This is a genomic window from Paenibacillus sp. J22P169, from assembly GCF_059691995.1.
In genome coordinates this window covers 127,556-152,487 of record NZ_JCAUAO010000013.1, presented here as the reverse complement: position 1 = coordinate 152,487, position 24,932 = coordinate 127,556, and the positions used below count along the sequence as shown (strand labels likewise).

Below are 24,932 nucleotides of genomic sequence, written 5' to 3'. Positions count from 1 at the left end.
GTTTCACGTTTTCTGCCTGAAATAACTGAATTAGCTGTAGGTTTTCCAGTTAGTCGCGGTGTCCACGTACGCAAGCAAGATGGGCTGGCTTGAAGGGTTGATCTCAACTCAGCACTCAATAGCAAAAAGAAACGCCAGCTGCAAAAGCAACTGGCGTTTCTTTTTTTCATTATGAAGGGTAAGCGTCGGTGCTGATAATAGCCGATAGAAGCTTTCGCATCGATCGCGTTCCGACTTTATCCATGATTTTCTCGATGTGTACTTTCACTGTTTTCTCACTGATAAAGCAATGATCTGCGATTTCTTTGTTGCTATAACCCCGCAAAGCGATAAGACTAATGATTTCAGCTTCACGCGTTGTAAGGACATGTCGAGATGCAAAGTGTGTGATAACAGAAGGTAGTTTGGTAGGAAGAAGATTTCTAACAAGGTTCTCTTGAACAGGGGGCATGCTTAAACGACCTCAATATCTCAATAAATGTCTAGCCTATCCTTTATTGTAACAGGGTTAGCTGCCATATGGTGAATGAGGGCGTGTCGAATTTCCAAATTTTTATGCAATTTTGTCGCAGTGCAGGCGCTCCTTAGTCCTTGCTTTGAATGACAAGCATTAGGCCGGATGAGAGCTCGATGAGACCTTCTGGCTCGAGGAGAATGTTACTGATACCAAGCGACATCCCGATTTCAAGCGTTGCCTGCTGAAGGGGATATTGGAAGCCATGCAGGGTGATCCCCTTGACCTCCAGGCTAAGTGGAAGCAGGGAAATATGTGAGTAGGGCCCTCTCCGCACGTGTGTAGCTTGATCAATCACCATAATGAGATTATTGGCGTCCATAATCGCACAAGGAATCCCTTGCGACATGCCCTTGCGCAGCAAATGCACATTGGCAAGCGAGTGATCGAACCGCGTACCTAGCGCGCCAACGAGCAGGATCTGGCTTGGATGTTGAACCAGCGCCCAATTAAAAGCCATCTCCGTATCTGTTAGATCCTTGTATATCGGATCACAGTCTATGAACGCTTTACTAGAAGCTTTAATAAGAGTGAGCTCCTCCGGTGTGACGGAGTCGAAATCCCCCATCGAAATATGAGGTTGAAAGCCGTGTTGAATGAGATAAAGCGCCCCGCGATCAGAGCCCACGAGAATATCATCCGCGCGAATCTCCTCTAAAGCCCAATCGCCAAGTGTGCCGCCTGTAATTATCATTATGCGTGTCATTTCCGTATCCCCCAGGGCCTAATAACCAATATATTCCCCTTAGTATAGCATAGATGAGGGAAAAACCGAGCAGCCCTAGAGGTTGCTCGGTTTCTCTTTGTATCTACCAGAAGTGATGCAAGCTCAGCAAAGCTTATGTGCGTGCATCTACACGCTTGCGCATAGGGTTAAGCTCTGACTGATCATGATCAATCTCCGCCTCATCGGCAAAGCCTTGCAGCTCATATGTGCTGCGCCCAAGAACAAGATCGGCTGGAAACTGATCACCTCGTTTAAGAGTAACCTCTTGCCCAGCCTCATTGGCATAAATACCATCGGTTTCGACAGTATCGCCTGTCATGGGATCCATTGTTTTATCTTTCGACATTCAACCATGCCTCCTTTCCTGTTGCTTATCCTTACCATTTCCAACCGTGCAGGAAATTATGAGGAGAATCATGTAGAATGAGAAGGTCATCATAGCTTGTACACAGAGAGGAATGAAAGGCATGGCTTTATGGGGGACGATCGTGAATGCAGTGGCCATTATTATCGGAGGATTACTTGGCATGCTGCTGCCCCGCATTTCAGAAGGTATGAAAAACACAGTCATGCAGGGCCTAGGGCTCGCAATAACTGTGTTGGGTATTACCATGGCACTCAAATCAGATCAAATCGTGATCGTCATCATGAGTATTGTCATTGGCGGCATTCTCGGAGAGTTGATGCGGATCGAAGCCAATCTAACGAGACTTGGGGACTGGCTTCAGCACAAGATGAGCAAGCCATCGACATCTTCGTATCCCGCGGCGCCTACGAGCATCTCGGAAGGCTTCGTCACCTGTACACTCATCTACTGCATCGGCGCCATGGCGATACTGGGGCCTTTGGATGGCGGCCTGCGGCATAACCACGATATTCTATACACCAAGTCGCTGCTCGACGGGTTCTTATCCATCATTTTCGCATCGACCTTGGGGATCGGCGTTGTCTTCTCAGCGGCATCTGTTTTTGTGATGCAAGGAACGATCGCACTGCTAGCAACAGTGATCGCGATGGCGTTCAGTCAAGCATCGCTGGATGCCATGATTGTACAGATCACCGCGGTAGGTGGCGTTTTGGTGATTGGTGTAGGAATTAATATTTTACAAATCAGAAAAATCAATGTAGCGAACATGCTGCCTGCACTTGTCATTGCCGCGGCTGCGGTGCCTCTTCAGCAACTTATAACCGATTGGTTGAGTCGTTAACGTTAGACGGCTGATCCGTTAAATTTATAGCCAACGCCTCGTACCGTAATGATGTAGCGGGGCTCGGCTGGATTAAGTTCAATTTTTTTGCGTAGATTGCTGATATGTACAATAAGTGTACGCGGGTCGCCCATGCTGTCCAAGCTCCAGATAAGCTCGAAGAGGTGCTCGATTTTATAAACGCGATTAGGTGTCTTAGCCATGAGGGAGAGCAAATCAAATTCTTTGGCAGAAAGGGAGATCGTTTGACCATTTGCTCGTACAATGTGGCTCACTAGATCGATTTCTAGCCCTGGGAATTTAACCAGTTGCGGGTCATCTTGATGCTGCTCACGAATCGAGTTTCGGCGAAGATGGGCTTTGACACGAGCCACAAGCTGACTTGGGCTGAATGGCTTAGTCATATAGTCATCGCCGCCCATGCTGAGACCAAGAATGATGTCAATATCCTCGCTTTTACACGAAATGAATAGGATAGGCGTATTGCTCGTTTTACGGAGCTGTCGACACACCTCTATACCATCAAGTCCTGGCAGCAAAATATCCAGAATAATTAGATCAGGCCTATGTTCTCTTACAATGCCAAACACATCATGTCCATTATTAGCACTGATGACTTTGTAGCCTTCGCGTGCCAGATAGAGTTGAATTAACTGGACAATTTCTTGCTCGTCATCAACGACTAAAATTGTTTCTCCTGCCATGTCTGAAATCCCCCTCAGTAATGAAACAACTCCTAAAGTAAGAAGGGTGTTCCTTCTCTCAAATATTACAGATATTACCTACATTATAGAACGATTCTCTTGGAAATTTCTATCCTTTTATTGCCAAATAGCGAGTTCAGGCTTGTTTTGTTTATGTATGTAGGTACAAAGTTGGTATGGAGTAGGTACGAAGTAGGTGGTAAATAGTTGGTGAATTAGCGAAAGAAAAGTTCATGTTTTTCAAATTACGCATAAAATGACAACAATCGCTATTTTACGACTTTTTGTTGATATAAATTTAGGCATGATTTTATATGATTTTTATGTAATCGTGCTACGCTACCAAAGTCTCTATGTAAGGCATAAGAGAGGGCGGCAGAAGCGATGTGCAATGAAATAGATTCAGATTTTATCCATCAATCCAAGGTATCGAAGGCGTCGCTCGCACGTCAAATCATTGAGCAAGCCTGGGATTTGTATTGTCAGCTAGATGCGCAGGGAAATTTGATTTTTGCTTCACGCGGATTTCACGAAATGATTGGCTATGTACCCGAACATGTAGAGCAAATCATCGAAGCGGTTGATTCCGAGTTTCGCCTAGATGTGTATAAATTGTTTGTGCATACCTTACATACGAAGACTAGCCGTAAATTAGAGTTTCGTGCGAAAGGAGCGGGGGAGGCTCCGCTGTGGATGGAGTGCACGGCGATCCCTTTTTGTGATGAAAAGGGTGAGCTCCTTGAGATTGCTTTCGCTCTTCAAGATCGTACGCGGCACAAAAATCAGGAGAGTCGCCTCCTTGCGATGGCTATGCATGACCCCCTGACGGGCTTGCCGAATCGCCGTTTGTTCAAAGAACAGCTGCATCGGCTGCTGCAGCAGGCCAAACGAAAGAATCGCACGTTTGCGCTCCTTTATGTCGATATCGATGATTTCAAAATCATTAATGATACGATGGGACACGATATCGGGGATGCATTTTTGCAGGAGTTTGTCAGCCGGATACAGGGATGTCTACGAGAAATTGATATGTTCGCACGCATGGGGGGAGACGAGTTTACGATCTTATTGCCGGCTGTAGACTGCCGGGAGCATGTAGAAAGGATTGCTAGGCGCATCCTTGCGAGCGTCGAGCGGACGTGGGAAGTGGAGGGGCAATCTTTTGGATCAACCGTCAGCATGGGCATTACGATGTATCGTTCTGATCAAACAGATGCAACTCAAATGATGAAGGAAGTCGACATCGCCTTATACCAAGTGAAAGGCAAGGGGCGGAATCACTATCAATTTTACAGTCCTGACATAGCGAAAGACACACGATAAATATACCGTTATGCACGAGTCTCACCCTTGTGCCGTAGCGGTTTTTGGCGTTTCACCAGTATTTACTCGTAGCGATTTTGGTAGCTTTCTAGGATGATAGAAGGAATCAAAACGGTAGAATAGGGGATGAGACAAGGTGAGATCCAAAAGTGGATGGCGAAGGCTTGGTGTTACCCTAATCGTAGTCGGTGCGATGTGTCAGGTAACATTCATGCAGAAGCAAGAGGTACTAGCTGGTGGGACGGCAGCTCAAGGGAAATTTAATATGTCTTACTTGTTCTCTGGAGCGCCTAGCTCTTATACGTCACAAGTCAATAAAAGCGGTGAAACCTTAGATGTGGTGTCGCCGAGTTATTATCATATTAACGAAGATGGTAGTTTGGACGTGATCGATCTACAAGCTTCTTTCATCACGGAGATGCACAAACAGGGAAAGCGAGTTGTTCCTTTTCTAAGCAATGATTTCGACCGAGAACTAGGTGAAAAAGCAATCGATCAACGCGACGCACTAGTGAAAGAACTAGTAGCGAGTATCGAGGCAAATCAGCTGGATGGCATCCAGTTGGATATTGAAAATGTAGGTGAGGCCTACCGTGATAAGTATACGGATTTCGTTAGAAAGCTGCGCGAACAGCTGCCGAATACGAAGGAGGTTTCTGTTGCAGTAGCTGCAAATCCAACGGGCACGACGACGAGCTGGATCGGCCTGTATGACTATAAAGCGCTGGCGGCAACCAGTGATTATCTGATGGTGATGACCTACGATGAGAGCTATCCTGGCGATCCTACACCGGGTCCTGTTGCTAGCTTACCCTTCGTCGAGAAATCCATTCAATATGCGCTCTCTCAAGCGCCTGCCAATAAAATCGTGTTGGGAATCCCGTTATATGGTCGTTATTGGAACCAGGATCCCGCATCCAATGGGGCAGGAATCGCTGCTAGAAGCGTTCAGAAGCTAGTAGATCAGTATAAGGGGACAGTGCGTTACGATGCAGCAAGCCAGTCGCCTGTAGCTACGTTCACGATTCAAGCAACGGATGCGAAAGCAAGTGTGAATGGCAAAGAGTTAGTCACTGGTACTTATACGGTTTGGTTCGACAACGAGCAATCTTTGAAAGCTAAGCTGAAGTTAGTTGGGAAATATCAGTTAAAAGGGACCGGAAGCTGGAGCTTGAATCAAGAGACTGACGATACCTGGAGTTATTATCAGCTATGGTCGGATGGTTTTTACTTCACGGATATGCAAAAGCACTGGGCGCAGGCCGACGTCCTGGACGCCGCGAATCGCGGCTGGATGCTCGGCGTAGCCGCAGACCAGTTCGCGCCCGACGCGGCGCTCACAAGGGCGCAAGCCGCGACGATTATCGTGCGCGCGCTCGGCTTAAAGAGCGTGGCGGCTGCTAGCGCCGCCACGTACCATGACGTACCTGCGACCCACTGGGCGTCGCAGGAAATCGGGATCGCGCAGCAGAACGGGCTGATGCAAGGCATCAGCGGCGATAGCTTCGCGCCCGATCAGAGCATGACGCGGGAGCAGATGAGTGTGCTGCTCTCCCGCGCCTTAAAGCTGACCACGCCGGCTAGCGGCGGGGCGAAGAAGTTCACGGACGTGCCAGCGGACAGCTGGTCGGCAGAGGCCATTGCTGCGATGAGCAGCAGGGGCCTTGTCGACGGCTTCGAGGGCGGCACGTTCCGCCCGCTCGCGTCTCTGACGCGAGCGCAGATGGCGGCGCTGCTAAGCCGCGCACAGCCGCTGCTCACGAAGTGAGCCGTACAAAAAGAGGGGCCCGAAAGCCAAGTATGTGGCGGGGGCCCCTCTTCTGCAGTTGTGACATGAAGGCCTTGTTCATGTCGTCAATAACTATGAAGCAAGTGTGAAAGTGCAAAAGTGCAACCTTTTTTAGTGCATTAACCTCTCGATTAGAAATGCTTGCAAAAGTGCAACTATTTCTGCAAGAATCACCTCATTTTGTAGCTTTTAGTGCTAAAGGATGTACTTTTGCACTTTTTCATCTATGTTGAGCTGTTTACCCCAAAAATGAGTGTATTTTAGCATCTTTGACCATTTACGCTTACCCACGCTGTGTTTACTTATCTCTTCCAGACCATTAGGTTGTTGTAGATGTCTGCTGGGTGACAAACACGATACGTGGCGGTTTGTTTTCTGTAGTTGCTGCAGGCTTGGTAGGGATATCTCCAATGACGTCCTCTGTCCCTGTGTAGACGAACGTCGTTTGTCCCTTAGGCCCTGGTTTATTAGTTACGAATTGACGAATGTTCTTGATTCGAGTTTCGGCGGTCGTAACGCGGTTGCTGCCGATTTGAAAGAGGGATGATGCGGCAACCCCAAGAAGACGGACGTTACGAACGGTAATATAGCTTCCTAAGTTATCCACACACATTGTGAAGGGTTCTGGAGGCTGAGAGATAGGGAAGGGGCGTTGGTAGAAAGGGTAAGCTGCAAAGCTGCCCTCATTTCCAAAATAAATAGGCACTTCGCGTTGTACCGCAAAGACCCTATTCTGTAGGTTTGTATACCGATTGTCCCCTACATGCATCGTACTTGCCGAACCCAAGGTATTCATATATACGTTGCCAACGATAGATAAACGAGCCATTGATTATTCCTCCGGAGGAAGTGGAACGAATGGCGAGATGATAACAGATTCAGGCGGCGTATCAAACATTGAAGATAAGGAGATAACCTCCGTATCACCAATCAGGAAGATGGAAGCACTCGCTACCCCGACAATACGGACATCACCTACACAGATTTGTTTGTTTTCCACATGCAAATTAAACATCGCTTACCCTTCTTTCCCTAAAAGATAGAATATGAGGTGCCAGCCATTTATTTGGGCAGACTCGCTATGTAAGTCTCAATCGCGGTAAGGATGTCTTGCTTCGTTTTGTCCATAATGTTATTTGTTACAGCCTCCAACGGTTCTTTGAACCCAACGCCGCGGTATTGATTTACATAGTGCTGAATACGCGTATCCAACTGCTTCCGAATATCATCGATGATCAAATCTTTGTAATCCTCATCGAGAGGATGCTGATATTTATGTTCAAGGTTGTTGATATCGCCCTGTACACCGAACTGTAAATACTGCTCAATGCCGCTAGCGACATCCGCTTGAATGTCTTTTCCTTGCTTTGTGGCTGCTCCGCGCGTCGGCTCTTGACCCGCACCGGCGCCAGCATTGGGCACTGTCCCTTGATATTGCCCGCCTTGGTAAAAAGGATTCATATCCATGGGACCCATGCCGCCACCATTTTCATTTTTGTTCAACGAGTTGCCGTTCACACTGAGATCCTCAATTTGATCGAGTGCGCTTGGGCTGATGCCGATCGTAAGTGTTCCATCCAGCTTTTCAACCTTAAGTTGGTCAAAATTATATTCTATTTTATCAATATGGATTCGTTTCTCATCCTTCATTGCTTTCAGATCCGCCTGCAGCTTATTAACGGTTTGCTCTAACTTATCGATGCGCTGCTTCTGCATCTCGAGGCAGGCGGTGATCTGCTGGGCCCATTGCTGCCACGTGATCGCGTTATTCATCTGGATAAGCACCTCCTTCCGGGTTGCTCAGATATGCTTAGGACGCAGGACACCTTCCTAGCCTGGCTAATCTTGAAGCGTCATAAATAAGCCTCGTTAGAATCTTGTCGCAGGCGGCAAAGGAACAAGGGCTACAGGATTAACTTCACTCGTTCCAAGCTCAGGAGCTGGCTCTACGAAACCGCCTGTATTGTATAGATTAGACAAGGATCGAATGGATCCAGCTGTGCCAATCTGGAGGACGGATGAGTTGGCGACAGAGTTTACTTTTAACTGTTGAATCATAATAGTTTGATGGATGGTCCAGTTCATTTCCGTGGAACACCTCGCTCTAGGCTGACGTTTGTCAGAGGATATTGCCGCTTGCATTCGCATCAATAAAGTCAGAATCGTTGGTTACGGTCGTGCTGTAAGTATTGTAGACCCGTGGAAAATCACCGGTATTAAATGAACCTGCTCCAGCAAATGTTTTGGAGGAACTGGTTGGTGAGATGATGAAGGAATCGCCGAAATGAACGACAGAGCTGGAACCGACACTAATAATTTTCACATTCCCGACGATAGCTGGCATAATCCGATCCCCCTTGCGTTATCACACCTACAGTATATGAGGTATCCGCCTAGAGGTGCTCTGAATTTTCGGAAGGGTGTCACATCGGGATGTAGGCACATATACTGTTAGCAAAATGAGGTGATGGGCTTGAGCGGATTTAATCGCCATCCTTGGCTGAAGTGGGAACAAGTTGAGAAGTTTCTTGGACAAAAGCTGCCGTTCGCCGAAAAAGGGCAGACCTTTCTAGATAATATGACGTGGGCTGAAGGATATGTACAGGACATGCTGAAAAAAGCGATGCCGGGCATGGATGCCAGCATTTCATCCTCTGGAACCATCGGTACAGAAATTTTTGAGACGCATGAGCATGTCATTATTAAGGTGAAAATTGGGAAGGAAGAAGATCCAAGGGCGCTCCAAGTGTTCGTTAAATCAAATCAAATTAAGCTGACAGGATTTTCGAATGGGAAGAATCGTATTGTGAAGGTGCCTACGCTTGTACTACCTAGAACTGCAAATGTAAGCTACAGGCAGCGATTGTTGGAAATTAAGGTTCGTAAGCGCGGTCTGAAGGAGAGCTACCATGAGGCGTACATTCGTTACTAGAGACCGTATTGAAACCAAAGAACCCTCTTGGACCTGAATGGGCTGAGAGGGTTCTGTTTTATTTTATAGCCCCCGGCTACTTCCGCTACGCATCAACTCACAGCGCCGCCGTTGGCTGCCAAACTCATCCACCCCATATACATCCCTACGTCTCTTAAACAAATTAGATGGATTTTAGGTGGTTATTTGAGCGCAATTTGGCATGTTTGTAGGAATAAATGGATTATATGCAGCTAATTTTTGTTGTTCACCCCGAATATGCGATTAATCGAAATTACAACTGAAGAAAATCTAGTTATTTCTATCACGCAAAAAGAGCCCAATTAGATGGATACTTTCCATCTAATCGGACTCTCAGATCATTTGCTAGTTACTACAACACGCGACGTGCTGTCATATAACGGGAAGACCACGTACCGCTGTAAAGATCGGTAACTCGTACGCCACCCGCGCCATAAGTTTGAAGGATTTTGTTATTACCTGCATAAATCCCTACGTGGTGAATAACGCCCGGCTTACCTGGGATCGAGAAGAACACCAAATCGCCAACGCGCAGGTTACCGCGGGATACATACTTACCTACACGAGCTTGTTGTTGGGATGTACGCGGCAGACTTACGCCAACCTTTTTGAATACATATTGCGTGAAGGAAGAGCAGTCAAAGTTACGTGTTTGACCTGCAGTTGCACCAAATTTATAAGGTGTTCCTAGGTATCTTTTACCGATGGAAATAACCTGGCTGCCTCTCGAAGTCGACGTTGCTGACGCTGTAAGCGCTGTAGCATTGGTTACTTCTGCAGATGTAGCCGCTTCAGCTTTACCAGGTGCACCTGTTGCAATTACTGATAATCCTATAGATAGGGACAATGCCGTAACGACTAATTTTTTGTACCAAGTTTTTTGTGGGTTTTTCATGGGGTTTGCCTCCTTAGAGTTTTCGCTGAGTTTTCGCCAAGCTATCTTGCATTGAAGAATAGAAGATACTTCAAATGAATGTTCGCAAGAATCTTGATCAGTTGACTCTTAATTGAGTAACCTTGCGAGGTGGTTGTCCACCTGAGACTCAGTATAGCAGATGAAAATTGCCCTATTATTTACCATGCAACCCTGTAATTCGTGCTATAACAAGGGGAAAGCCCAATTCTGAGAGAATGATGAGAATCCCCTTATAATGTTCTTATTGACAGGATTGTGGAAGCGCTACAATGGCTGTGGAGCCTTGGCCTAGACTACTTTGAAGCTCGATAGTTCCCTGATGTTTTTGCACAATGTGTTGAGCAATAGCGAGCCCAAGACCCGCCCCTCCTTGCTTACGGTTCCTAGCTTTATCGGATCGATAGAAGCGGTCAAAGACGTGCGGGAGATCCTCTTCAGCGATGCCAATGCCTTGATCCATGACTTTGAGAATGACCCGCTTATCCTGCAAACTGATGCGAATATCAACGTGCTTCTGACTATATTTCAAAGCATTGTCTATCAAAATAATAAGCAACTGTCGGATCTGATAGGGATCGCTAGTCATCGGAAGCTCTTTCATATCGAGCTCTGTTTGAACGCGAATCTCGCGTGAGGAAGTTACGCGTAGGGACGCGGCGGTTTGCTCCACGAGTGGAATGAGATCGAAGTCCGTATTCTGCTCACAATTTTCTCGGTTCCTATCGGTGAGCGACAGCAGATTTTGCGTGAGCAGCTTCAATTGGGCGGACTCGGACACGATCGCTTCTAGTGCTTCTTCGCGTAATTGATCATTGCTGGAAGCCCATCTCCGCAAGAGGCTGGCATAACTTTCAATAATCGTGAGCGGTGTTCTAAGCTCATGGGAAGCATCGGCGATGAATTGCTCCTGTTTACGAAACATCTCCTGCAATCTATCAATCATGCGATTGAAGGTCGTGCCAAGCCTCATCAATTCATCATTCCCCTGCTTAGCGGGTAGTGTAATATGACGGAAAGAACCGCTGTTCTCAATGTTTTGCATCGTTGCGATGAATTGATGAAGCGGTCGAAACAGGACATTGGTATAAAAATAACCCCCGGTTAGAGCCAAGATGAGCGCTCCAATGGAAGTCAAGACAAGAATAGAGATCAACATTTCGGAGTACATGCCAAGCCTACGCAGGTTACGGCCGATTTCTAAAAGAGCAACCTGCTTCCCGTCTTTAAACACGGGGGTTCGAACGAAAAGAATGATGCCATCGGCATCGGTTATTAAGGCTTCTGAGGCCTCGGTTGCATAGATGGCTGGATAACTAACAAGATCTGTATCGGAATAGATTTGATGAGCGACCTTCGAGTCAGGTGTAATGTATCGCAGCATTTCTTGCGGGATGAGAAGCTCATCCATTTGCATATTGTTTTTCCAATACTCGGGATGGTTAGGTAGATCCTTCAGCAGCAAGGCGCTAGCTTTATCCTTCAAGAGGTCAATTTCACCCTTCGTTGTCACACGGATAAACATGTAATAAACGAAGGTAAAGCTGAAGAATAAGATCACCATTAATCCAATCGATACCCATAGCGTAATTTTCAGTCTTAGGCTCATACAGACTCCTGCCCATCCGAAGTGGTGGAACTGCCTTCGGATACGGCCTCTTTCGTTTTAATTAAATAGCCGATGCCGCGAATCGTCTGAATCAGCTTTGTGGTGAAGGGCTTGTCCACTTTTTGACGTAAATAGCGGATATACACATCGACAACATTCGTATCCCCGATAAAATCATAGCCCCATACCTCTGTGATAATTTGCTCGCGCGTCATCACCTCATTCTGATGCTGAATCAGGAAGCGCAGCAAATCAAACTCTGTTGGTGTCAGCTCAATAGCCGTGCCCTCACGCGAGACTGCGCGGCTCTTCAAATCCATCGTAAGGTCATCGATTTTCAACAAATGATCCTGCTCGGGTACTTGCTCTTGCAGGCTTTTCTGCCGGAGCAGACTACGAATGCGGGCTAACAGCTCTACAGTTGCAAAAGGCTTCGTGACATAATCATTAGCGCCTAGATCAAGCCCGCTGACACGATCAGGAATGGCATCGCGTGCCGTCAGTAGAATGACAGGCAGGGAGGCATTTACCAGCCTAAGCCGCCTTAGAACTTCAAGTCCGTTGAGTTCTGGGAGCATAACATCAAGAAGGATGAGATCCCATCCTTCTTCACTTAAGGCAGCTTCAAGACCTGACCGTCCATCCCCACAGATAAGCACCTCATAGCCTTCATGCTCAAGCTCTAGCTGCAGCACACGGGCAATACGTTCTTCATCTTCAACCAACAATATGCGGCTCATAGCGGTTCATGTTCACTCCCAAAGCCACTGCTTAGAGGCAGTAGTATTTATTTGTACAAATTCGGTATCCAGAAAACTTCTTCGCATTTGATAAAAGATTGCAGAAATTCCGGTTCAACGGGAATCTGCGATCGATAAGCTAGTAAGGCTTGCCACTTGCAAAAGGATTTAGCCCGTGTCATAGGTCGGCGGATCGGCGGAGGCCAAGCGACATGCAAGGGGTACCTATGTCCCTCAGCAATGTGCGCCTCGAATGGCAGCTCCGGCGTGATGCCGCGTGGCCACGGCCACTGAGATTCCGCACCGCTATGGATCAAATACGTATAGATTGCCCCCGTATAACCAAGTTGTGAGACAGCTTCCATGACGAAAGCATGGGTGGCCGCATGGTCGAGATGGGTATCGGCAGCATCTGTGACATAAATCTCTTTTGGCTGCAGCATCGCGATTAACGCCTTCGTATCGCCGAGTACACATGCTTTACGATAAGGTGCGGGACAGCCGTAAATCTGTGAGTGAAAATCAGGTACAAGCGCACTGTAGGTCGCCTGCCGCTGTGTAAAATGCTGCTGGAAAGGAGGCATCGCTCCAGTTGTGGCGTACACACGACCCAACCCGGCATCGGGATAACTGAGGAATGTTAGATCCTGTGGTCGGAGCCCAATCAGCGCCGCGGCTGTCATAGCTTCATGCTGGCGTATGCGTGCCAGCTCCCAGTAATGCGCCGGCCCGAGCTCCTCTGGAGGCTTATTGAATAAGAGGGTAGCCGCTTCTGGGTAGCCATCTCCATTGGTGAAGAACACAACATGAACCCTTTTGCCGCAGGCAATGGCATCCATGATCGTGCCAGCCGTCCCGAGGATTTCATCATCAGGATGCGGGGCAAATATAAGCAAATCAACGGGATATAGCCCTACTGGTAAGGGGGCACCGTCCCAATTATCCATCTTCAACGCAATTCCTCCCTACATCGCATCAACTAAATGATATCAATGTATGTAGGCAAGGGCGGAAGCGTGAGGAGGTGCAAATGGGATTAATCCATTTCTACTTCCACTCAGGGAATATCGGTTTCGTAGGCTCGGGAAGCCGGAGTCCGCCGATAAAGGCACAGCCGATCCCCCAAGCGATGATCATCCAGATCAGGAGAACAATCGCTTGTTTACGGCTTCCCTTTTTCGACCAATAGGACATTTGCTGGATGGTGAGCAGGATGGATGAAATCGTAAGAGCGGTCATTTTGAGCCACATTATTGACTAATCTCATCCTCTCTTAAGTAATAGGGAGCTCCCTGTACGCCGATTTGTGAGATATTGGCAGTAACCTTCATCTGAACGTCCACTTCAGGAAAAAGATCAGGCCAATCCTTCTCAATTTTTTTCCATAGTTTTGGATATTTGCGATAGACGGATTGTCCAAGACCTACGCTGTCTGTCTTGTAGGTAGTTTGCAGGGTGTGGAAAAGCTGCTGGTAGATCTTCGTTATATGCTCTTGGAAGGACGCGTTGATCTGCTCCATAACAGCCGGATCACTTGGGTCCACCTTTGAGCGACTATCCATGATACGGCCAGTAGCTTTAATATCCAATATAAAATGGGGGTGCTCGTTAGTGACTTCCACGCGTTTCTTAGCTTGTAACGTAGTAACTTTAACAGACAATTCACTTTGCTGATCGGGAAGTGCAATATTCGTGTCGCCAAAGGGCTTCCTTCCTAGCAGACTTGTAAGAGCGACAGCTTGCATATCATCCACATAGCCAACCAAAGTAGTTTTATTAAATAAAGCAATGCTGTTCAGTAGAATTTTACCGTCTATGTCCTTAGAGAAAGCCGCTGCAATGGGCTCAATACCCGTAGCCGCGGAGGCGGCATAGAAATTGCGCAGCATGGAAGGTACCTGCATTTTTCTAACAATCATTTCACGTAAGGCTTCTTCCTTCGTTGCCTCTAAGGGATACTCGGTTTCGATGAGACTTTTGGCATCAATATCCCGAGCAATTACCAAGTAGGTACGCAATCGGTTCTTGGGATTTCTCGAAATATAATCTAACAAGGGAGCCATGCCTTGACGAGCTAATGCTTCTCCGACCATGAAAATTCGCCGATGTGAAGGTAACTCATCCCTTGAAAGCTTACGCTCAAGCTTCATTGTTATAGCCTCTATATTTTTTCCATAATCGACAACCGGCATGTAAGTCTTTTGTTTAGTACCTCCACTTGTGGTCAATTGGCCTGCACCGATCGATTTGGGTATCGCAATTTGAACATAGCCACGGTACATGCCTGTATCCGCCATGAGATCAAATGCAGAAAGCTGCAAGATGGCGATATCATTAATTTCCTTACGATCCCAGCACCCGGTCAATAGGAAAAGAACCATGGTGTACGTTACGAGTAGATTCACTTTTCTTCTCATCATTCGTGCCTCTTTTTATTGGCCTCAGGCGGCGTCGAGACGATGTCGCGATCAATGAGCCAGTGTGGAGCACGGATCAGGAAATCCCTTAGTCCTTTTAATCGCAAGGGTGCAATTGGGGCTAAGTAAGGAACACCCACAGATCGGATCCCCGTTAGATATAGGGCTAGTGTGAACAAGCCGAGTAGGATGCCGACGAAGCCTAGCGTGCCAGCGAGCAAGAGCAGCAGTAAGCGCATAATTCGAATGGAAAAGGTCATGTTATAGCGCGGAATCATGAAGGAGGCAATTCCCGTCACAGAAACGACGATGACCATAGGAGTCGATACGATACCTGCTTGCACGACCGCTTGTCCGATGACGAGGGCGCCGACGATGCTGACCGTTTGTCCCATTACACGAGGTAAGCGAAGTATCGCTTCGCGGAGTGCTTCGAACGTAATTTCCATGATGAGCGCCTCGACCACTGCAGGGAATGGGGAGGCTTCACGGGCCCCAGCAACAGCAAGCAATAAATTCGTCGGCAGCATTTCAGGATGGAAGGTTGTAATGGCCACATAAAGAGAAGGCAATAGAAGAGCCAGAATGATAGACAACGAGCGAATAAACCTGATGAAGGTTGCACTGGAGAACATCAAATAGTAGTCTTCACTCGACTGAAAGGCCGACCAGAATTGAAACGGAGCAATTAAAACGAAAGGGGTATTATTGGTGAAAATGGATACCTTCCCTTCTAAGAGAGCTCCTGCTACTACATCTGGCCTTTCTGTGTACTCCATGGTAGGGAAAATACTGAAGGGGTTATCCCGGATCATTTCTTCGATATAGCTGCTCTCCAGCACCGCATCAATATGAATAGCGGATAATCGCTGGGTAATTTCATCGATAATTTCTTGATCCGCAATGCCTTCCAAATAAATGAGGCGTACTTCCGTTTGGCTAAGCGTACCGATTTCCCAGGTTTTGATTCGCATTTTGTCCGTTTTCAATCGACGACGCAGTAAGGCAACATTCGTCTCCAAATGCTCTGTAAAGCCCTCTCTTGGACCACGTACACCTGATTCTGTTTCAGGCTGCTCAATATTGCGGTGTGGCAGGCAGGCCAAGTTGGCTAGGAGCACCTGCCTCTCCCCTTGCTCGGCGATCATAACAAAGCCAATGAGCAGACTTTCAATCAACGATTCAAAGTGATCGGTATGTTTGACTTCTGGAGCCAGTATGTGAGAGGACAGGGTTTCTGATGTTGGCTGTGCTTGTGTTAAGGGTTTGGTTATTTCTCGTTCTATTCGTTCAACTTCAACCAAACCGCAGATGTAAGCAATAAGTGTAGAGCGTATGTGTATAAATACCAAGTCGGGATCGTGATCAAGCTGTTGATTGATATCAGCTTGTAGCTGAGTTATATCGATGGCTTCATCAACAGGAGTCCGTTGCATCCTATTCTACCTCCTTAGCTCTCTACGCCGCGCTTTCTGAATACGCTATTTAGGATGAACACAAGCAATGGGACTACGACGAATAACGGGAGTTCAATAATCCAAGGGACAACCTTCAGGCCAACAAAAATATGGCTTGCTAAGTTCTTGGCGGTGTAAATAGAAATAAACCAAATGAGGATCGCAACGGGTATAATCACGACGCGATGATTCTCCGTTTTCCACTGTGTGGTGATCATGGAGCAAGCCGCGTAGGCGTACAGAATGATTTTGAACAAACCGCCTGTAATGAAGGTTGTTACTACAAAAGGATCCAAATTGTCGATGAAATCCGCGATTCGGATCAACTGAAAGCTGGTGAGCAGCGGATAGAAGGAACGGTAGAACAGGTCTGGTCCTAGCGTACTAACGGCAATGAGATCAAGTAGGACAAAAACACCGCCGACCAGAAGAGAGGAGTAGAGCGCAGCCTTGCGAAACTTGCTAGGACTGACAGTCAATTTCCAGAATGCGGTGAAGACAATAATTTCACCGAAGGTCGTTGTTAAGCCTAGAGGGAATACCGTTACACCAATGCTTTTCCAATCCGATGCAACAGGCAGCAGCCACGAGAAGTCAATGACATTCGAGAAGATCAGCAGGATGAGCTGGATGCATGTAAACAAAAGAACGATGATTATACTGAGCTCAGCTAACCGAGCAATCCGTTCAATACCGGCATAACAAGCATAAGCAACCAATAGGACTAGAAGCAGCATTAAGAATGGAGCTGGTGTACTTGGGAGTAAAAACGTTCCCATCAACTCGCCCAAATCCCTTAGAATGCGCCCTGCTTCGTAAATAAAGACAAAAATATAAAGTGTGGTTAACAGGTGTCCTACATACTTGCCGAAGGTTATCTGGAGCAGGGAAACTAAGGTTTCACCTGGATTGCGTTCATATATACGTGTAAACATCCAGACTATGCTTATTCCGAGCATGGCACTGATTAAGGCAGCTAACCAAGCGTCCTGCTTAGCACCGCCAGCGAAGCCAAATACAATCGTTGTACCTAACTGGAATAAAAACAAAAGGCAGAATGTTTGCCATGTCGAGAGCACTTGAATCACGCAGAACCCCCCTGACGTGCTAATGCTCTTACTATTTTCAAATTTGGGAAAAAATATCCTTCTATGCCTTAAATCACCTGAAGTCTAAACGAATTGAGGGGGTTAAAATGTCCATTAGCCTAGTCCACCTTACCCAGTTGTGACATAAAATATCCCATAGACGAATGAAGGAGTAGAACCTATGAGTATATCTACGAAAAAGAAGGTGCGCATCAAAGTCAAGCATAAGGTAGCGATTTTACTCAAAGATCACGATGCTACTGCAAAAGTCTATGTGGAGATTTTTGGGGATTTGAAGTCAAGGGAAGTCATGGTGGAAGCCATAAAACGCTTAGAATCTGGACTGATTTATACGGATGAGAAATGCACGATGCTAATTGAGAATGATTATATCGAGGTGTATCCAAAAAAGAATTTCAACCGAAGAGATGGGGAGGACTTCATTTTTCTCATCGATCGGGCCTACGCAGAAAACTATGTGATCTCTGCAAAGATTATCAAGTAATAGTTACAATGCCAAAAACACCCCCTAATCGCACAATCAGGAGATAGATCTTCCTGATCTGGCGAATAGGGGGTGTTGAATTAATCTTGATTATTTTTTGCTTGCTGCTGGGAACGTTTCTACGGAAGTTAAGCGATCATAGAAGTCAGTAAAATTATTTCTTTCTGGTGAATCAAGCAATGCCATTGCTGTGCGAGGGTGCTCATCTAATGCACCAACGATCATGTAAGGAATCAGGTAGCCCCAATCCCATTTCTCGCGCATACCGATCATATGCTTCTCAATAAGTCCAAGAACAGGACGTACATCGTAGCGAGCTCCCTTGAGGTAGCTTAGCAACAATTCTGTTGTACAGTTACCAGCAGCGCGACCCATGCCGTATACGGAAGAATCTAAGAAAGTTACACCTTTGTTAGCTCCTGTAATCGTGTTAGCGAAAGCAAGCTGCATGTTGTTGTGCATATGCAAGCCTAGCTCTTTCTCAGGAAGCAAGCGTTGGAATTTGGATACGAGATAGTCGATATCTTTGCTGTCCATGCTGCCGTAAGAGTCTACGACATAGACAACGTCTACAGCACTTTTGTTGATTTCTTCAAAGGCTTCTGTCAGCTCGTTCTCCATTACGTGGGAAAGCGCCATGATGTTCAGGGACGTCTCGTAACCCATGTCATGGAATTTTTGTACAAGCTCAAGACCTTTATCTACATCCTTGATGTAACAAGCAACGCGGATCAAATCAAGTAAGCTGTCCTCACGAGGCAAAATGTCTTTCTCATCCACACGTCCGATATCAACAAGAGCGGATAGCTTCGTATCTGTTTTTTTGGTAATTACATCACGTAAGAAGGACTCGTTAAGGAATCTCCAAGGGCCAGATGCTCCGCCTTTTAATAGTTTTTCTGAGTTTTTGTAACCAATTTCCATATATTCAACGCCGGCAGCGCTCAAGCCGCGATACATGTCTTGGACAAACTCCACGCTAAAATCCCAATCGTTAACTAAACCGCCGTCTCGAATCGTACAATCCAAAATCTTGTGCTGATGATGCTTTACCATACTCGTATTGCCCCTTTCGACAGCTCTTGTCGCCTTCTGATTTTGCTATATTATCACTTATGAAGAGGTGGCTTGTCAATGCAAGTGTAGGCTTTCAAGCAACTTTCCTAGGTAGGATATGGTAATATAGAAAGGACAGAAGTGATCACGTAAGGGGGATGAACGGCATGAACCGGAACGAATGGACTTTAGCAAGAGAAGTGGCTATAGGTGCAGCTGTAAAAGCAGGTGAATTGGCCAAGAAACGTTTCGGTGGTCAATTCCTCCTTCAGCATAAGGATGAACGCGGTGATCTAGTGACGGAAGTGGATGTGCAGGCGGATCGACTCATCGTGGATGACATCCTGAGCGTGTTTCCAACGCATCGCATCTATAGTGAAGAAGCAGGCGAGGGGGGAGCGGCGAGTGATTGGGTGTGGCACGTCGATCCCTTGGATGGGACGAACAATTTCGCGTTGGGCATTCCCTTGTACGGGGTTTCAATTTCTTTGAGCTACCAAGGACGGATTGTGCTGGGTGTCGTTCATGATTCGGCCATGGAACTCACTTATGTGGCAGTTCAAGATGAAGGAGCTTGGCAAGGTGACAGGCGACTGCTGGCGAGGCCGAGTGGTGCACTGGTGAAGTCTACCGTTTCATGGATTCAGGGACATGCCGTCACGAAGGACGATCAGCGGGCATTAGCGCTTCGACATCATCTGGAGTATTCGGTCAAAAGAGTGATGCGCGTATGGGCCCCTTCGATTGTGTGGGCGATGTTGGCCCGAGGGGATCTGCATGGCGTTGTCTTGTACAATTCGGAAGGGGAAGATTTATACGCTGGGTTATTGCTTGCGCAGGAGGCCGGTGTGACCGTGACGGATTTCGCGGGCAATCCAGTTGCATTGCTCGGAGGCAAGGCAGTCATCCCTGAAGCGGGAACGGACAACGCGATCTATTTGGTCGCTGCTGCGCCGGCCTACCATGCCGAGTTGCTTCAACTCGTTCAGGAAGCGCTGAGAACGGCGGAATAGGTTTTCGAATAGGATAGGAACAATTGGTCAAACCTAATGGCAGACTTTCCATTTGAAGGAAGAAAGGGTGCTGTTAGATGAAGGACTTTGTTCCTATCTTTTTTGAATTCAATCAAACGCGGGATGCGTTGCTTGCATTAGACACGTTAGAAGAGCTCGGTTACAAGCCAGAGCTGCTGGAAGGGGAGCGTGCAACGCTGCACATTCATCTAGATGAGCAGGAGGTTACCTCGGCCATCGAAATTGCCCAGTCGCACGGTGGACGGCTCATAGATCGGCCACAGATGTCCGAACAAGCCACCTTCGCGATGGCGTATGATCTGGAGGGCTCAATCCGCATTCCGGCACACACTGTGAATGAGGATTGGTCTGACAGCTATGCGGCATCTGCCGTGGCAACAGATCGCGATGCGCTGCCTAGTGATGATGAGGCGGCATTCGATCCTTCGGCGGATGACTATAATCACTTTAGCGCCGGCATCCGGATTTAATACGGCATTGGCTGCTTAGCTGCAGCTGGCCAAGGAACTATAGAACTTGAGGTGGGTGTCAGCCTCGGGTTCTTTTGGTTTTTCTAACTTTATTTTGAGCGTAGAGGAATCGGTTGGAACCTTTCGCATCCGACATGCGTTTGGTGTAATAAGGAAACAATTGAAGAAGGAGTGGTTCTCATGGGAAGTAGGAGGAAGATTGCCATTGCTTTGGTTATAGTCAGTTTGGTCAGCGCACTAGCAGGTTGCAGTGCGAAACCAGCCAATCAGGGGGGCACAAGCAGCCCAAGCCCCACGGCGCAACCAACCGCGAGCGTTACTTCGTCGCCATCCCCAGAGCCAACATTGACAGAGTCACCTGTACCCACAACGGTTCCAGCAACAGCTAGCCCGAAGCCCTCGCCAGCAGCAACGCCGCCAAGCTTCACTAGCTCGGCAGATGCCAAGAAAGTCATCGAAGCTCGAGCCCAAGAAGTGGTAGCCGCGCTGAAAGAGCATAATATAACGAAGCTTACCAGTCTCGTGCATCCGCAGAAAGGTGTACAATTCTCTCCCTATTCTTACGTTCACACTGCGACAGACATTCAAGTACAAGGCAGCAATCTTGCTGCTTTATGGGCTAGCCCAAGTCTCACACATTGGGGTACCTTAGATGGATCAGGCGATCCCATTGACCTCACCTTTCCTAATTACTGGGCTAAATTTGTGTATAACGCTAACTTTGCTGCTGCGCCGCAGATCAGCTATAACACGATTATTGGCAAAGGGAATATGATCAACAATGTATTCAGTGTGTATCCCACGACTTCCTATATTACCGTTGAATATCATTTCCCTGGTTTTGATCCGCAGTATCAAGGCATGGATTGGACCAGTTTACGACTTGTTTTTGAGTATTCAGGCTCACAATGGTATGTGGTCGCTATCGTGCATGACCAGCACACGATTTAGGCAATTTGCCAAGGACTTTATATGTAAAATGCCAAAAACCGAATTGTATTCTCCTAAAAAAGGGGAATTGTTCGGTTCTTTGCCATTTCTCAAAAATTAACCATTGACAGTCAATGTGAGTTGTCATATATTTATCACAATTAAACCAAGTAACTTCGTAGGAATAGGGGATGATGAACGTGGAAAACAACCTAGTAACCGCATTTCAAACGAACTGGGTAAGCTTAGTCGTATCAATCGTAATTATTGGTTTCCTTGCTTTTCTAGGGAAAAAGAGAGTCAGTTTTGGTAACCGTGTATTTATCGGTTTGGGTCTTGGTATCATCGCAGGGGTCATTTTCAATCAGGCAGGTCTGCAATTTAAAAGTGTTAGCACGATCGGAACGATTTACGTCAATTTGATCAAAATGCTTGTTATGCCACTGGTATTTATTCTAGTTATTAATAGTATTTCGTCGTTGTCGAACATGGCTCAACTTCGTAAACTGGGTTTCAAAACAATTGGTTGGTTCCTACTTACAACGGGGATCGCAGCTTTGATCGGTCTACTAGTCGCATTGGCGATTGATCCAGGTAATGGTATCGCACAAGCGGTTCCGAAAGATTTCAAAGCGAAAGAAATTCCGACATTCTCCCAAGTTATTTTGGATCTGGTGCCGTCCAATCCAATTAGCGACATGGCGAGTGGTAAAGTTGTACCGGTTCTAATCTTCGCAATTTTCGTTGCAGTAGCTATCGTTTCAGTAGGTTCCAAAAAACCTGAGGCTGTAGCATCCGTGAAGGCGTTCATCTCTTCAGCTGCTGCTGTTATGCACCAAGTAGTTAAGTATGTTATTCGTTTGACACCTTATGGGGTGTACGCGTTGATCGCGGCGATGGCTGCTAAATATGGTTGGGAAACGTTGGAGCCGTTAGCTAAAATTATTCTGACTTCTTACGTGGCCTTAATTATTCACTTTGTAGTGGTATTCGGTGGACTTGTGCTCCTAGTGGCGAAAGTTAACCCGATTAAATTCTTCAAAAAGGCGTATCCGACGATCGCTGTTGCGTTCACAACGCGTAGTAGTTATGCAACGCTTCCTGTGAATTTAGAAGTTATTACGAAACGTCTTCGCGTATCACCGCGTATCGCTAGCTTCGTGGCACCACTTGGGGCAACGATGAACTTCAACGGCTGTGGTGGTGTTTGGCCGGCGGTTGTAGCGATTTTCGTAGCGAAGGTTTACAATCTTCCATTAGGTATTTCTGAGTATTTCTTGTTGATTCTAGTAGCAGTTATTTCCTCCATCGGGGTAGCTGGTGTACCAGGTCCTGCATCAATTTCAACAACAGTAGTATTAACAGCACTTGGCTTGCCGCTTGAAGGTATGGGTCTTGTACTTGGTGTTGAAGCGTTGATCGACATGGGTCGTACAGCAGTAAACGCAACAGGTACAACAGTAACAGCATTGCTTGTAGCAGAGTCCGAAGGTGAATTCGACCGCGCTTCGTTCGATCGTGACGAAGAAGATGAATTGGAATTAGCGACTGCTTAATCGCAGGCGATTAGAAGAGAAAAGACGAGCGACACCGCGGGGTGGCGTTCGTCTTTTTTGTTTAACGAGGTTAAGCAATCCGCACCTACTCCCACATCCAACCACCCTAGGCGTCTTCGAGGAAAATTCGATGCCCATCCAACCGCCTTTGAGGAAAATAAGATCCCCATTCAACGCCCTAGGCGCCTTCGAGGAAAATTCGATGCCCATCCAACCACCCTGGGCACCTTCGAGGAAAATTCGATGCCCATCCAACCACCCTAGGCACCTTCGAGGAAAATTAGATGGAAAACTTACAGTTAATCTAACGAATCTTATACGAAATCACCGTTTAAATGGAAAACCTCCAGCTATTTCCGCAACAATCATCCGATTCGACGGAAATGCGCGAAATTAGCTGGAGGAAATCCAGTTAATCTATTTAAAGGTAACTATTTTAGAAAATTAACTGTAGTTAATGTAGTTAATGACATTTGCGAGTCCAAGACCCACACCGCAAACCCCAAACCCCAAACCCCAAACCCCAAACCCCAAACCCCAAACCCCAAACCCCAAACCCCAAACCCCAAACCCAACACGCTTCCGAAGGGGGGAGGGCAGCCGAACTTGCTTAGTACATTTCCTGCAGAGCAGCATGCGTACCCGCCATGTATCCCGTTGAGAAAGCTGCGGTAATATTGTACCCACCTGTGTAGCCATGGATATCGAGGATTTCTCCGCAGAAGTAGAGACCTTGAACCAGCTTAGATTGCATCGTGCTCGGATCGACTTCTTTGAGCTGAATGCCGCCGCCGGTCACGAAGGCTTCTTCTAAGGATAGCGTCCCTTTGACGATAACAGGGAAGGCCTTCATGAGCTTACATAGCTCGAGCCACTTCTGCTTCGGAATGTTGTCATACGTCAGCTGCTCGTCCAGCTCAGACTTCGCGAGCAGCAGCGGAATGAGCCGCTCGGAAAGCAGGGTCTTGAGCACGTTTTTGATCGCTTTCTTCGCATCGCTTCTCGCAAGCGCCATGCTCTCGTTGTACACCTCGTCGGTGCTTAGATCAGGGAACAAATCCACCGTGACGAGCACTTCCTTACGCTCGGATTTGTTCAGCTCCTTCACCACGAACTGGCTGCAGCGTAGCGCGATCGGTCCTGACAGGCCGAAGTGGGTGAACAGCATATCGCCGCGATGCGCGATGATCGGCTTCCCCTTCGCGTTCAGCACGCTGAGCGTCACGTCGCGCAAGGACAGTCCTTGCAGCTCGCGGCTGCGGATGAAAGCCTCCTTCGAGGTTAACGGAACCTCGGTCGGAAAAAGCGGCGTGATGGTATGACCCCCCGCCTCAGCCCACGCATAACCGTCTCCCGTGGAGCCGGTGTGCGGCACCGAGCATCCGCCGGAGGCGACGATTACAGCGCGGCTACTGATCGTCTCTCCGCCTTGCAGCTGAACGGCGCTTACGCGGTCGTCCGCGTACAACACCTTTTTGACCGGACTGTTGGTCCGGATCTCCACACCCTGGCGCCGTACTTGACCGATTAACGCGTCGACGACGGTTTTGGCCTTGTCGCTGATGGGGAACATCCGACCATTGTCCTCTTCTTTGAGGTGGATGCCGAGATTTTCAAAGAAAGCGATAATATCTTTATTCCCGAAATGGGTGAATGCACTATAAAGAAATCGCCCGTTGCCGGGGATATGCTTAATTAATTCATCCATGTCTTTGTTGTTCGTCACGTTGCATCTGCCGCCGCCAGAAATGCCAAGCTTACGTCCCAGCTTATCGCCTTTATCGACGAGCAGCACTTTTGCGCCGTCCCTGCTTGCGGCAATACTAGCCATGAGGCCAGCAGAACCTCCGCCAATTACGATTACATCATATGTCATTCAATAAAGCCCCTGCCTCGCGTATTTTCTCATATCATAGCATGTAAAGAGCTAGATATTCAA

General features: G+C 47.3%; 28 protein-coding genes. 9 read left to right on the top strand and 19 right to left on the bottom strand.

The window, feature by feature from the left end; genetic code table 11:
- Positions 1-169 precede the first annotated feature (169 nt).
- The 3 genes from AC58QG_RS33305 to AC58QG_RS33295 form a co-directional block, all read right to left on the bottom strand.
- On the bottom strand, positions 170-451 hold the full coding sequence (locus tag AC58QG_RS33305; protein WP_497366312.1) for a response regulator transcription factor: 282 nt from the start codon (positions 449-451) through the stop codon (positions 170-172).
- 133 nt (positions 452-584) lie between these two features.
- Entirely contained in the window at positions 585-1,220 is a 636-nt protein-coding gene (locus tag AC58QG_RS33300; protein ID WP_497366311.1) for a thiamine diphosphokinase, read from the bottom strand.
- A gap of 133 nt (positions 1,221-1,353) precedes the next feature.
- Positions 1,354-1,587, bottom strand: a complete 234-nt coding sequence (locus AC58QG_RS33295; protein WP_497366310.1) for a hypothetical protein — start codon at positions 1,585-1,587, stop codon at positions 1,354-1,356.
- A gap of 121 nt (positions 1,588-1,708) precedes the next feature.
- On the opposite strand from AC58QG_RS33295, the gene AC58QG_RS33290 reads away from it, so the two are divergent.
- Positions 1,709-2,449 (top strand): DUF554 domain-containing protein, encoded by a 741-nt coding sequence (locus AC58QG_RS33290; RefSeq protein WP_497366309.1) that lies wholly within the window; start codon positions 1,709-1,711, stop codon positions 2,447-2,449.
- Positions 2,450-2,451: 2 nt separating this feature from the next.
- Here the strand turns inward: AC58QG_RS33290 and AC58QG_RS33285 are convergent, their stop codons facing one another.
- Positions 2,452-3,153, bottom strand: coding sequence for a response regulator (locus tag AC58QG_RS33285; protein ID WP_497366308.1), 702 nt, complete (start codon positions 3,151-3,153; stop codon positions 2,452-2,454).
- A 384-nt stretch (positions 3,154-3,537) separates the two neighbouring features.
- Here AC58QG_RS33285 and AC58QG_RS33280 point away from each other — a divergent pair, with 384 nt between their 5' ends.
- A complete protein-coding gene (locus AC58QG_RS33280) occupies positions 3,538-4,476 on the top strand; it encodes a diguanylate cyclase domain-containing protein (RefSeq protein WP_497366307.1) in 939 nt (312 codons plus the stop codon).
- Positions 4,477-4,612: 136 nt separating this feature from the next.
- On the top strand, positions 4,613-6,244 hold the full coding sequence (locus AC58QG_RS33275) for an S-layer homology domain-containing protein (protein WP_497366306.1): 1,632 nt from the start codon (positions 4,613-4,615) through the stop codon (positions 6,242-6,244).
- Positions 6,245-6,584: 340 nt separating this feature from the next.
- Here AC58QG_RS33275 and AC58QG_RS33270 read toward each other — a convergent pair whose 3' ends face one another.
- From AC58QG_RS33270 to AC58QG_RS33250, 5 genes are all read right to left on the bottom strand, one after another.
- The gene (locus AC58QG_RS33270; RefSeq protein WP_497366305.1) at positions 6,585-7,094 is read right to left on the bottom strand and encodes a spore germination protein GerPE; all 510 of its coding nucleotides are present in this window, start codon (positions 7,092-7,094) and stop codon (positions 6,585-6,587) included.
- Positions 7,095-7,097: 3 nt separating this feature from the next.
- Positions 7,098-7,280, bottom strand: coding sequence for a spore germination protein GerPD (locus AC58QG_RS33265; protein ID WP_497366304.1), 183 nt, complete (start codon positions 7,278-7,280; stop codon positions 7,098-7,100).
- 47 nt (positions 7,281-7,327) lie between these two features.
- On the bottom strand, positions 7,328-8,038 hold the full coding sequence (gene gerPC / locus AC58QG_RS33260) for a spore germination protein GerPC (protein ID WP_497366303.1): 711 nt from the start codon (positions 8,036-8,038) through the stop codon (positions 7,328-7,330).
- Between the two features lie 96 nt (positions 8,039-8,134).
- Entirely contained in the window at positions 8,135-8,350 is a 216-nt protein-coding gene (locus AC58QG_RS33255) for a spore germination protein GerPB (RefSeq protein WP_497366302.1), read from the bottom strand.
- Between the two features lie 34 nt (positions 8,351-8,384).
- Positions 8,385-8,609: a spore germination protein gene (locus tag AC58QG_RS33250; RefSeq protein ID WP_056610720.1), complete on the bottom strand. Its 225-nt coding sequence runs from the start codon at positions 8,607-8,609 to the stop codon at positions 8,385-8,387.
- Positions 8,610-8,738: 129 nt separating this feature from the next.
- Between AC58QG_RS33250 and AC58QG_RS33245 the strand changes: the two genes are divergently transcribed.
- Complete coding sequence (locus AC58QG_RS33245; protein WP_497366301.1) at positions 8,739-9,197, top strand: hypothetical protein; 459 nt, start codon at positions 8,739-8,741, stop codon at positions 9,195-9,197.
- A 373-nt stretch (positions 9,198-9,570) separates the two neighbouring features.
- Here AC58QG_RS33245 and AC58QG_RS33240 read toward each other — a convergent pair whose 3' ends face one another.
- The 8 genes from AC58QG_RS33240 to AC58QG_RS33205 all read right to left on the bottom strand — a co-directional run bounded on the left by AC58QG_RS33240 (position 9,571) and on the right by AC58QG_RS33205 (position 17,442).
- The gene (locus tag AC58QG_RS33240) at positions 9,571-10,113 is read right to left on the bottom strand and encodes a C40 family peptidase (RefSeq protein ID WP_497366300.1); all 543 of its coding nucleotides are present in this window, start codon (positions 10,111-10,113) and stop codon (positions 9,571-9,573) included.
- Positions 10,114-10,375: 262 nt separating this feature from the next.
- The gene (locus AC58QG_RS33235) at positions 10,376-11,740 is read right to left on the bottom strand and encodes a sensor histidine kinase (protein ID WP_497366299.1); all 1,365 of its coding nucleotides are present in this window, start codon (positions 11,738-11,740) and stop codon (positions 10,376-10,378) included.
- A complete protein-coding gene (locus AC58QG_RS33230; RefSeq protein ID WP_497366298.1) occupies positions 11,737-12,480 on the bottom strand; it encodes a response regulator transcription factor in 744 nt (247 codons plus the stop codon). The genes AC58QG_RS33235 and AC58QG_RS33230 overlap by 4 nt, the downstream gene beginning before the upstream one ends.
- A 47-nt stretch (positions 12,481-12,527) precedes the next feature.
- Complete coding sequence (locus AC58QG_RS33225; RefSeq protein WP_497366323.1) at positions 12,528-13,427, bottom strand: PIG-L deacetylase family protein; 900 nt, start codon at positions 13,425-13,427, stop codon at positions 12,528-12,530.
- 100 nt (positions 13,428-13,527) lie between these two features.
- Positions 13,528-13,731 carry a hypothetical protein gene (locus tag AC58QG_RS33220; RefSeq protein WP_497366297.1) on the bottom strand — a complete coding sequence of 68 codons (204 nt, stop codon included), beginning with the start codon at positions 13,729-13,731 and terminating at the stop codon, positions 13,528-13,530.
- Positions 13,731-14,900 carry a Ger(x)C family spore germination protein gene (locus tag AC58QG_RS33215; RefSeq protein WP_497366296.1) on the bottom strand — a complete coding sequence of 390 codons (1,170 nt, stop codon included), beginning with the start codon at positions 14,898-14,900 and terminating at the stop codon, positions 13,731-13,733. The genes AC58QG_RS33220 and AC58QG_RS33215 overlap by 1 nt, the downstream gene beginning before the upstream one ends.
- The gene (locus AC58QG_RS33210; protein ID WP_497366295.1) at positions 14,897-16,333 is read right to left on the bottom strand and encodes a spore germination protein; all 1,437 of its coding nucleotides are present in this window, start codon (positions 16,331-16,333) and stop codon (positions 14,897-14,899) included. Before AC58QG_RS33210 ends, AC58QG_RS33215 begins: the two co-directional genes overlap by 4 nt.
- A gap of 14 nt (positions 16,334-16,347) precedes the next feature.
- Positions 16,348-17,442: a GerAB/ArcD/ProY family transporter gene (locus tag AC58QG_RS33205; RefSeq protein WP_497366294.1), complete on the bottom strand. Its 1,095-nt coding sequence runs from the start codon at positions 17,440-17,442 to the stop codon at positions 16,348-16,350.
- Positions 17,443-17,623: 181 nt separating this feature from the next.
- Here AC58QG_RS33205 and AC58QG_RS33200 point away from each other — a divergent pair, with 181 nt between their 5' ends.
- Complete coding sequence (locus AC58QG_RS33200; RefSeq protein ID WP_497366293.1) at positions 17,624-17,947, top strand: hypothetical protein; 324 nt, start codon at positions 17,624-17,626, stop codon at positions 17,945-17,947.
- Between the two features lie 90 nt (positions 17,948-18,037).
- On the opposite strand, the gene AC58QG_RS33195 is transcribed toward AC58QG_RS33200, so the two are convergent.
- Positions 18,038-19,003: an aldolase catalytic domain-containing protein gene (locus AC58QG_RS33195; protein ID WP_497366292.1), complete on the bottom strand. Its 966-nt coding sequence runs from the start codon at positions 19,001-19,003 to the stop codon at positions 18,038-18,040.
- 167 nt (positions 19,004-19,170) lie between these two features.
- On the opposite strand from AC58QG_RS33195, the gene AC58QG_RS33190 reads away from it, so the two are divergent.
- The 4 genes from AC58QG_RS33190 (at position 19,171) to AC58QG_RS33175 (ending at position 22,993) form a co-directional block, all read left to right on the top strand.
- Positions 19,171-20,016: an inositol monophosphatase family protein gene (locus AC58QG_RS33190; protein ID WP_497366291.1), complete on the top strand. Its 846-nt coding sequence runs from the start codon at positions 19,171-19,173 to the stop codon at positions 20,014-20,016.
- 77 nt (positions 20,017-20,093) lie between these two features.
- Positions 20,094-20,507, top strand: coding sequence for a hypothetical protein (locus AC58QG_RS33185; protein WP_497366290.1), 414 nt, complete (start codon positions 20,094-20,096; stop codon positions 20,505-20,507).
- Positions 20,508-20,687: 180 nt separating this feature from the next.
- Positions 20,688-21,458, top strand: coding sequence for a hypothetical protein (locus AC58QG_RS33180; RefSeq protein WP_497366289.1), 771 nt, complete (start codon positions 20,688-20,690; stop codon positions 21,456-21,458).
- Between the two features lie 179 nt (positions 21,459-21,637).
- On the top strand, positions 21,638-22,993 hold the full coding sequence (locus tag AC58QG_RS33175) for a dicarboxylate/amino acid:cation symporter (RefSeq protein ID WP_497366288.1): 1,356 nt from the start codon (positions 21,638-21,640) through the stop codon (positions 22,991-22,993).
- Between the two features lie 610 nt (positions 22,994-23,603).
- Here the strand turns inward: AC58QG_RS33175 and AC58QG_RS33170 are convergent.
- A complete protein-coding gene (locus AC58QG_RS33170; RefSeq protein WP_497366287.1) occupies positions 23,604-24,869 on the bottom strand; it encodes a BaiN/RdsA family NAD(P)/FAD-dependent oxidoreductase in 1,266 nt (421 codons plus the stop codon).
- Between the last annotated feature and the right edge of the window lie 63 nt (positions 24,870-24,932).

Coding starts and splice junctions, on each gene's coding strand:
- AC58QG_RS33170 (WP_497366287.1), bottom strand. CDS start 24,869: ATGACATATGATGTAATCGTAATTGGCGGAGGTTCTGCTGGCCTCATG.
- AC58QG_RS33285 (WP_497366308.1), bottom strand. CDS start 3,153: ATGGCAGGAGAAACAATTTTAGTCGTTGATGACGAGCAAGAAATTGTC.
- AC58QG_RS33235 (WP_497366299.1), bottom strand. CDS start 11,740: ATGAGCCTAAGACTGAAAATTACGCTATGGGTATCGATTGGATTAATG.
- AC58QG_RS33220 (WP_497366297.1), bottom strand. CDS start 13,731: ATGTGGCTCAAAATGACCGCTCTTACGATTTCATCCATCCTGCTCACC.
- AC58QG_RS33300 (WP_497366311.1), bottom strand. CDS start 1,220: ATGACACGCATAATGATAATTACAGGCGGCACACTTGGCGATTGGGCT.
- gerPC (WP_497366303.1), bottom strand. CDS start 8,038: ATGAATAACGCGATCACGTGGCAGCAATGGGCCCAGCAGATCACCGCC.
- AC58QG_RS33185 (WP_497366290.1), top strand. CDS start 20,094: ATGAAGGACTTTGTTCCTATCTTTTTTGAATTCAATCAAACGCGGGAT.
- AC58QG_RS33280 (WP_497366307.1), top strand. CDS start 3,538: ATGTGCAATGAAATAGATTCAGATTTTATCCATCAATCCAAGGTATCG.
- AC58QG_RS33215 (WP_497366296.1), bottom strand. CDS start 14,900: ATGATGAGAAGAAAAGTGAATCTACTCGTAACGTACACCATGGTTCTT.
- AC58QG_RS33240 (WP_497366300.1), bottom strand. CDS start 10,113: ATGAAAAACCCACAAAAAACTTGGTACAAAAAATTAGTCGTTACGGCA.
- AC58QG_RS33305 (WP_497366312.1), bottom strand. CDS start 451: ATGCCCCCTGTTCAAGAGAACCTTGTTAGAAATCTTCTTCCTACCAAA.
- AC58QG_RS33200 (WP_497366293.1), top strand. CDS start 17,624: ATGAGTATATCTACGAAAAAGAAGGTGCGCATCAAAGTCAAGCATAAG.
- AC58QG_RS33265 (WP_497366304.1), bottom strand. CDS start 7,280: ATGTTTAATTTGCATGTGGAAAACAAACAAATCTGTGTAGGTGATGTC.
- AC58QG_RS33180 (WP_497366289.1), top strand. CDS start 20,688: ATGGGAAGTAGGAGGAAGATTGCCATTGCTTTGGTTATAGTCAGTTTG.
- AC58QG_RS33230 (WP_497366298.1), bottom strand. CDS start 12,480: ATGAGCCGCATATTGTTGGTTGAAGATGAAGAACGTATTGCCCGTGTG.
- AC58QG_RS33295 (WP_497366310.1), bottom strand. CDS start 1,587: ATGTCGAAAGATAAAACAATGGATCCCATGACAGGCGATACTGTCGAA.
- AC58QG_RS33190 (WP_497366291.1), top strand. CDS start 19,171: ATGAACCGGAACGAATGGACTTTAGCAAGAGAAGTGGCTATAGGTGCA.
- AC58QG_RS33255 (WP_497366302.1), bottom strand. CDS start 8,350: ATGAACTGGACCATCCATCAAACTATTATGATTCAACAGTTAAAAGTA.
- AC58QG_RS33210 (WP_497366295.1), bottom strand. CDS start 16,333: ATGCAACGGACTCCTGTTGATGAAGCCATCGATATAACTCAGCTACAA.
- AC58QG_RS33250 (WP_056610720.1), bottom strand. CDS start 8,609: ATGCCAGCTATCGTCGGGAATGTGAAAATTATTAGTGTCGGTTCCAGC.
- AC58QG_RS33195 (WP_497366292.1), bottom strand. CDS start 19,003: ATGGTAAAGCATCATCAGCACAAGATTTTGGATTGTACGATTCGAGAC.
- AC58QG_RS33225 (WP_497366323.1), bottom strand. CDS start 13,427: ATGGATAATTGGGACGGTGCCCCCTTACCAGTAGGGCTATATCCCGTT.
- AC58QG_RS33270 (WP_497366305.1), bottom strand. CDS start 7,094: ATGGCTCGTTTATCTATCGTTGGCAACGTATATATGAATACCTTGGGT.
- AC58QG_RS33290 (WP_497366309.1), top strand. CDS start 1,709: ATGGCTTTATGGGGGACGATCGTGAATGCAGTGGCCATTATTATCGGA.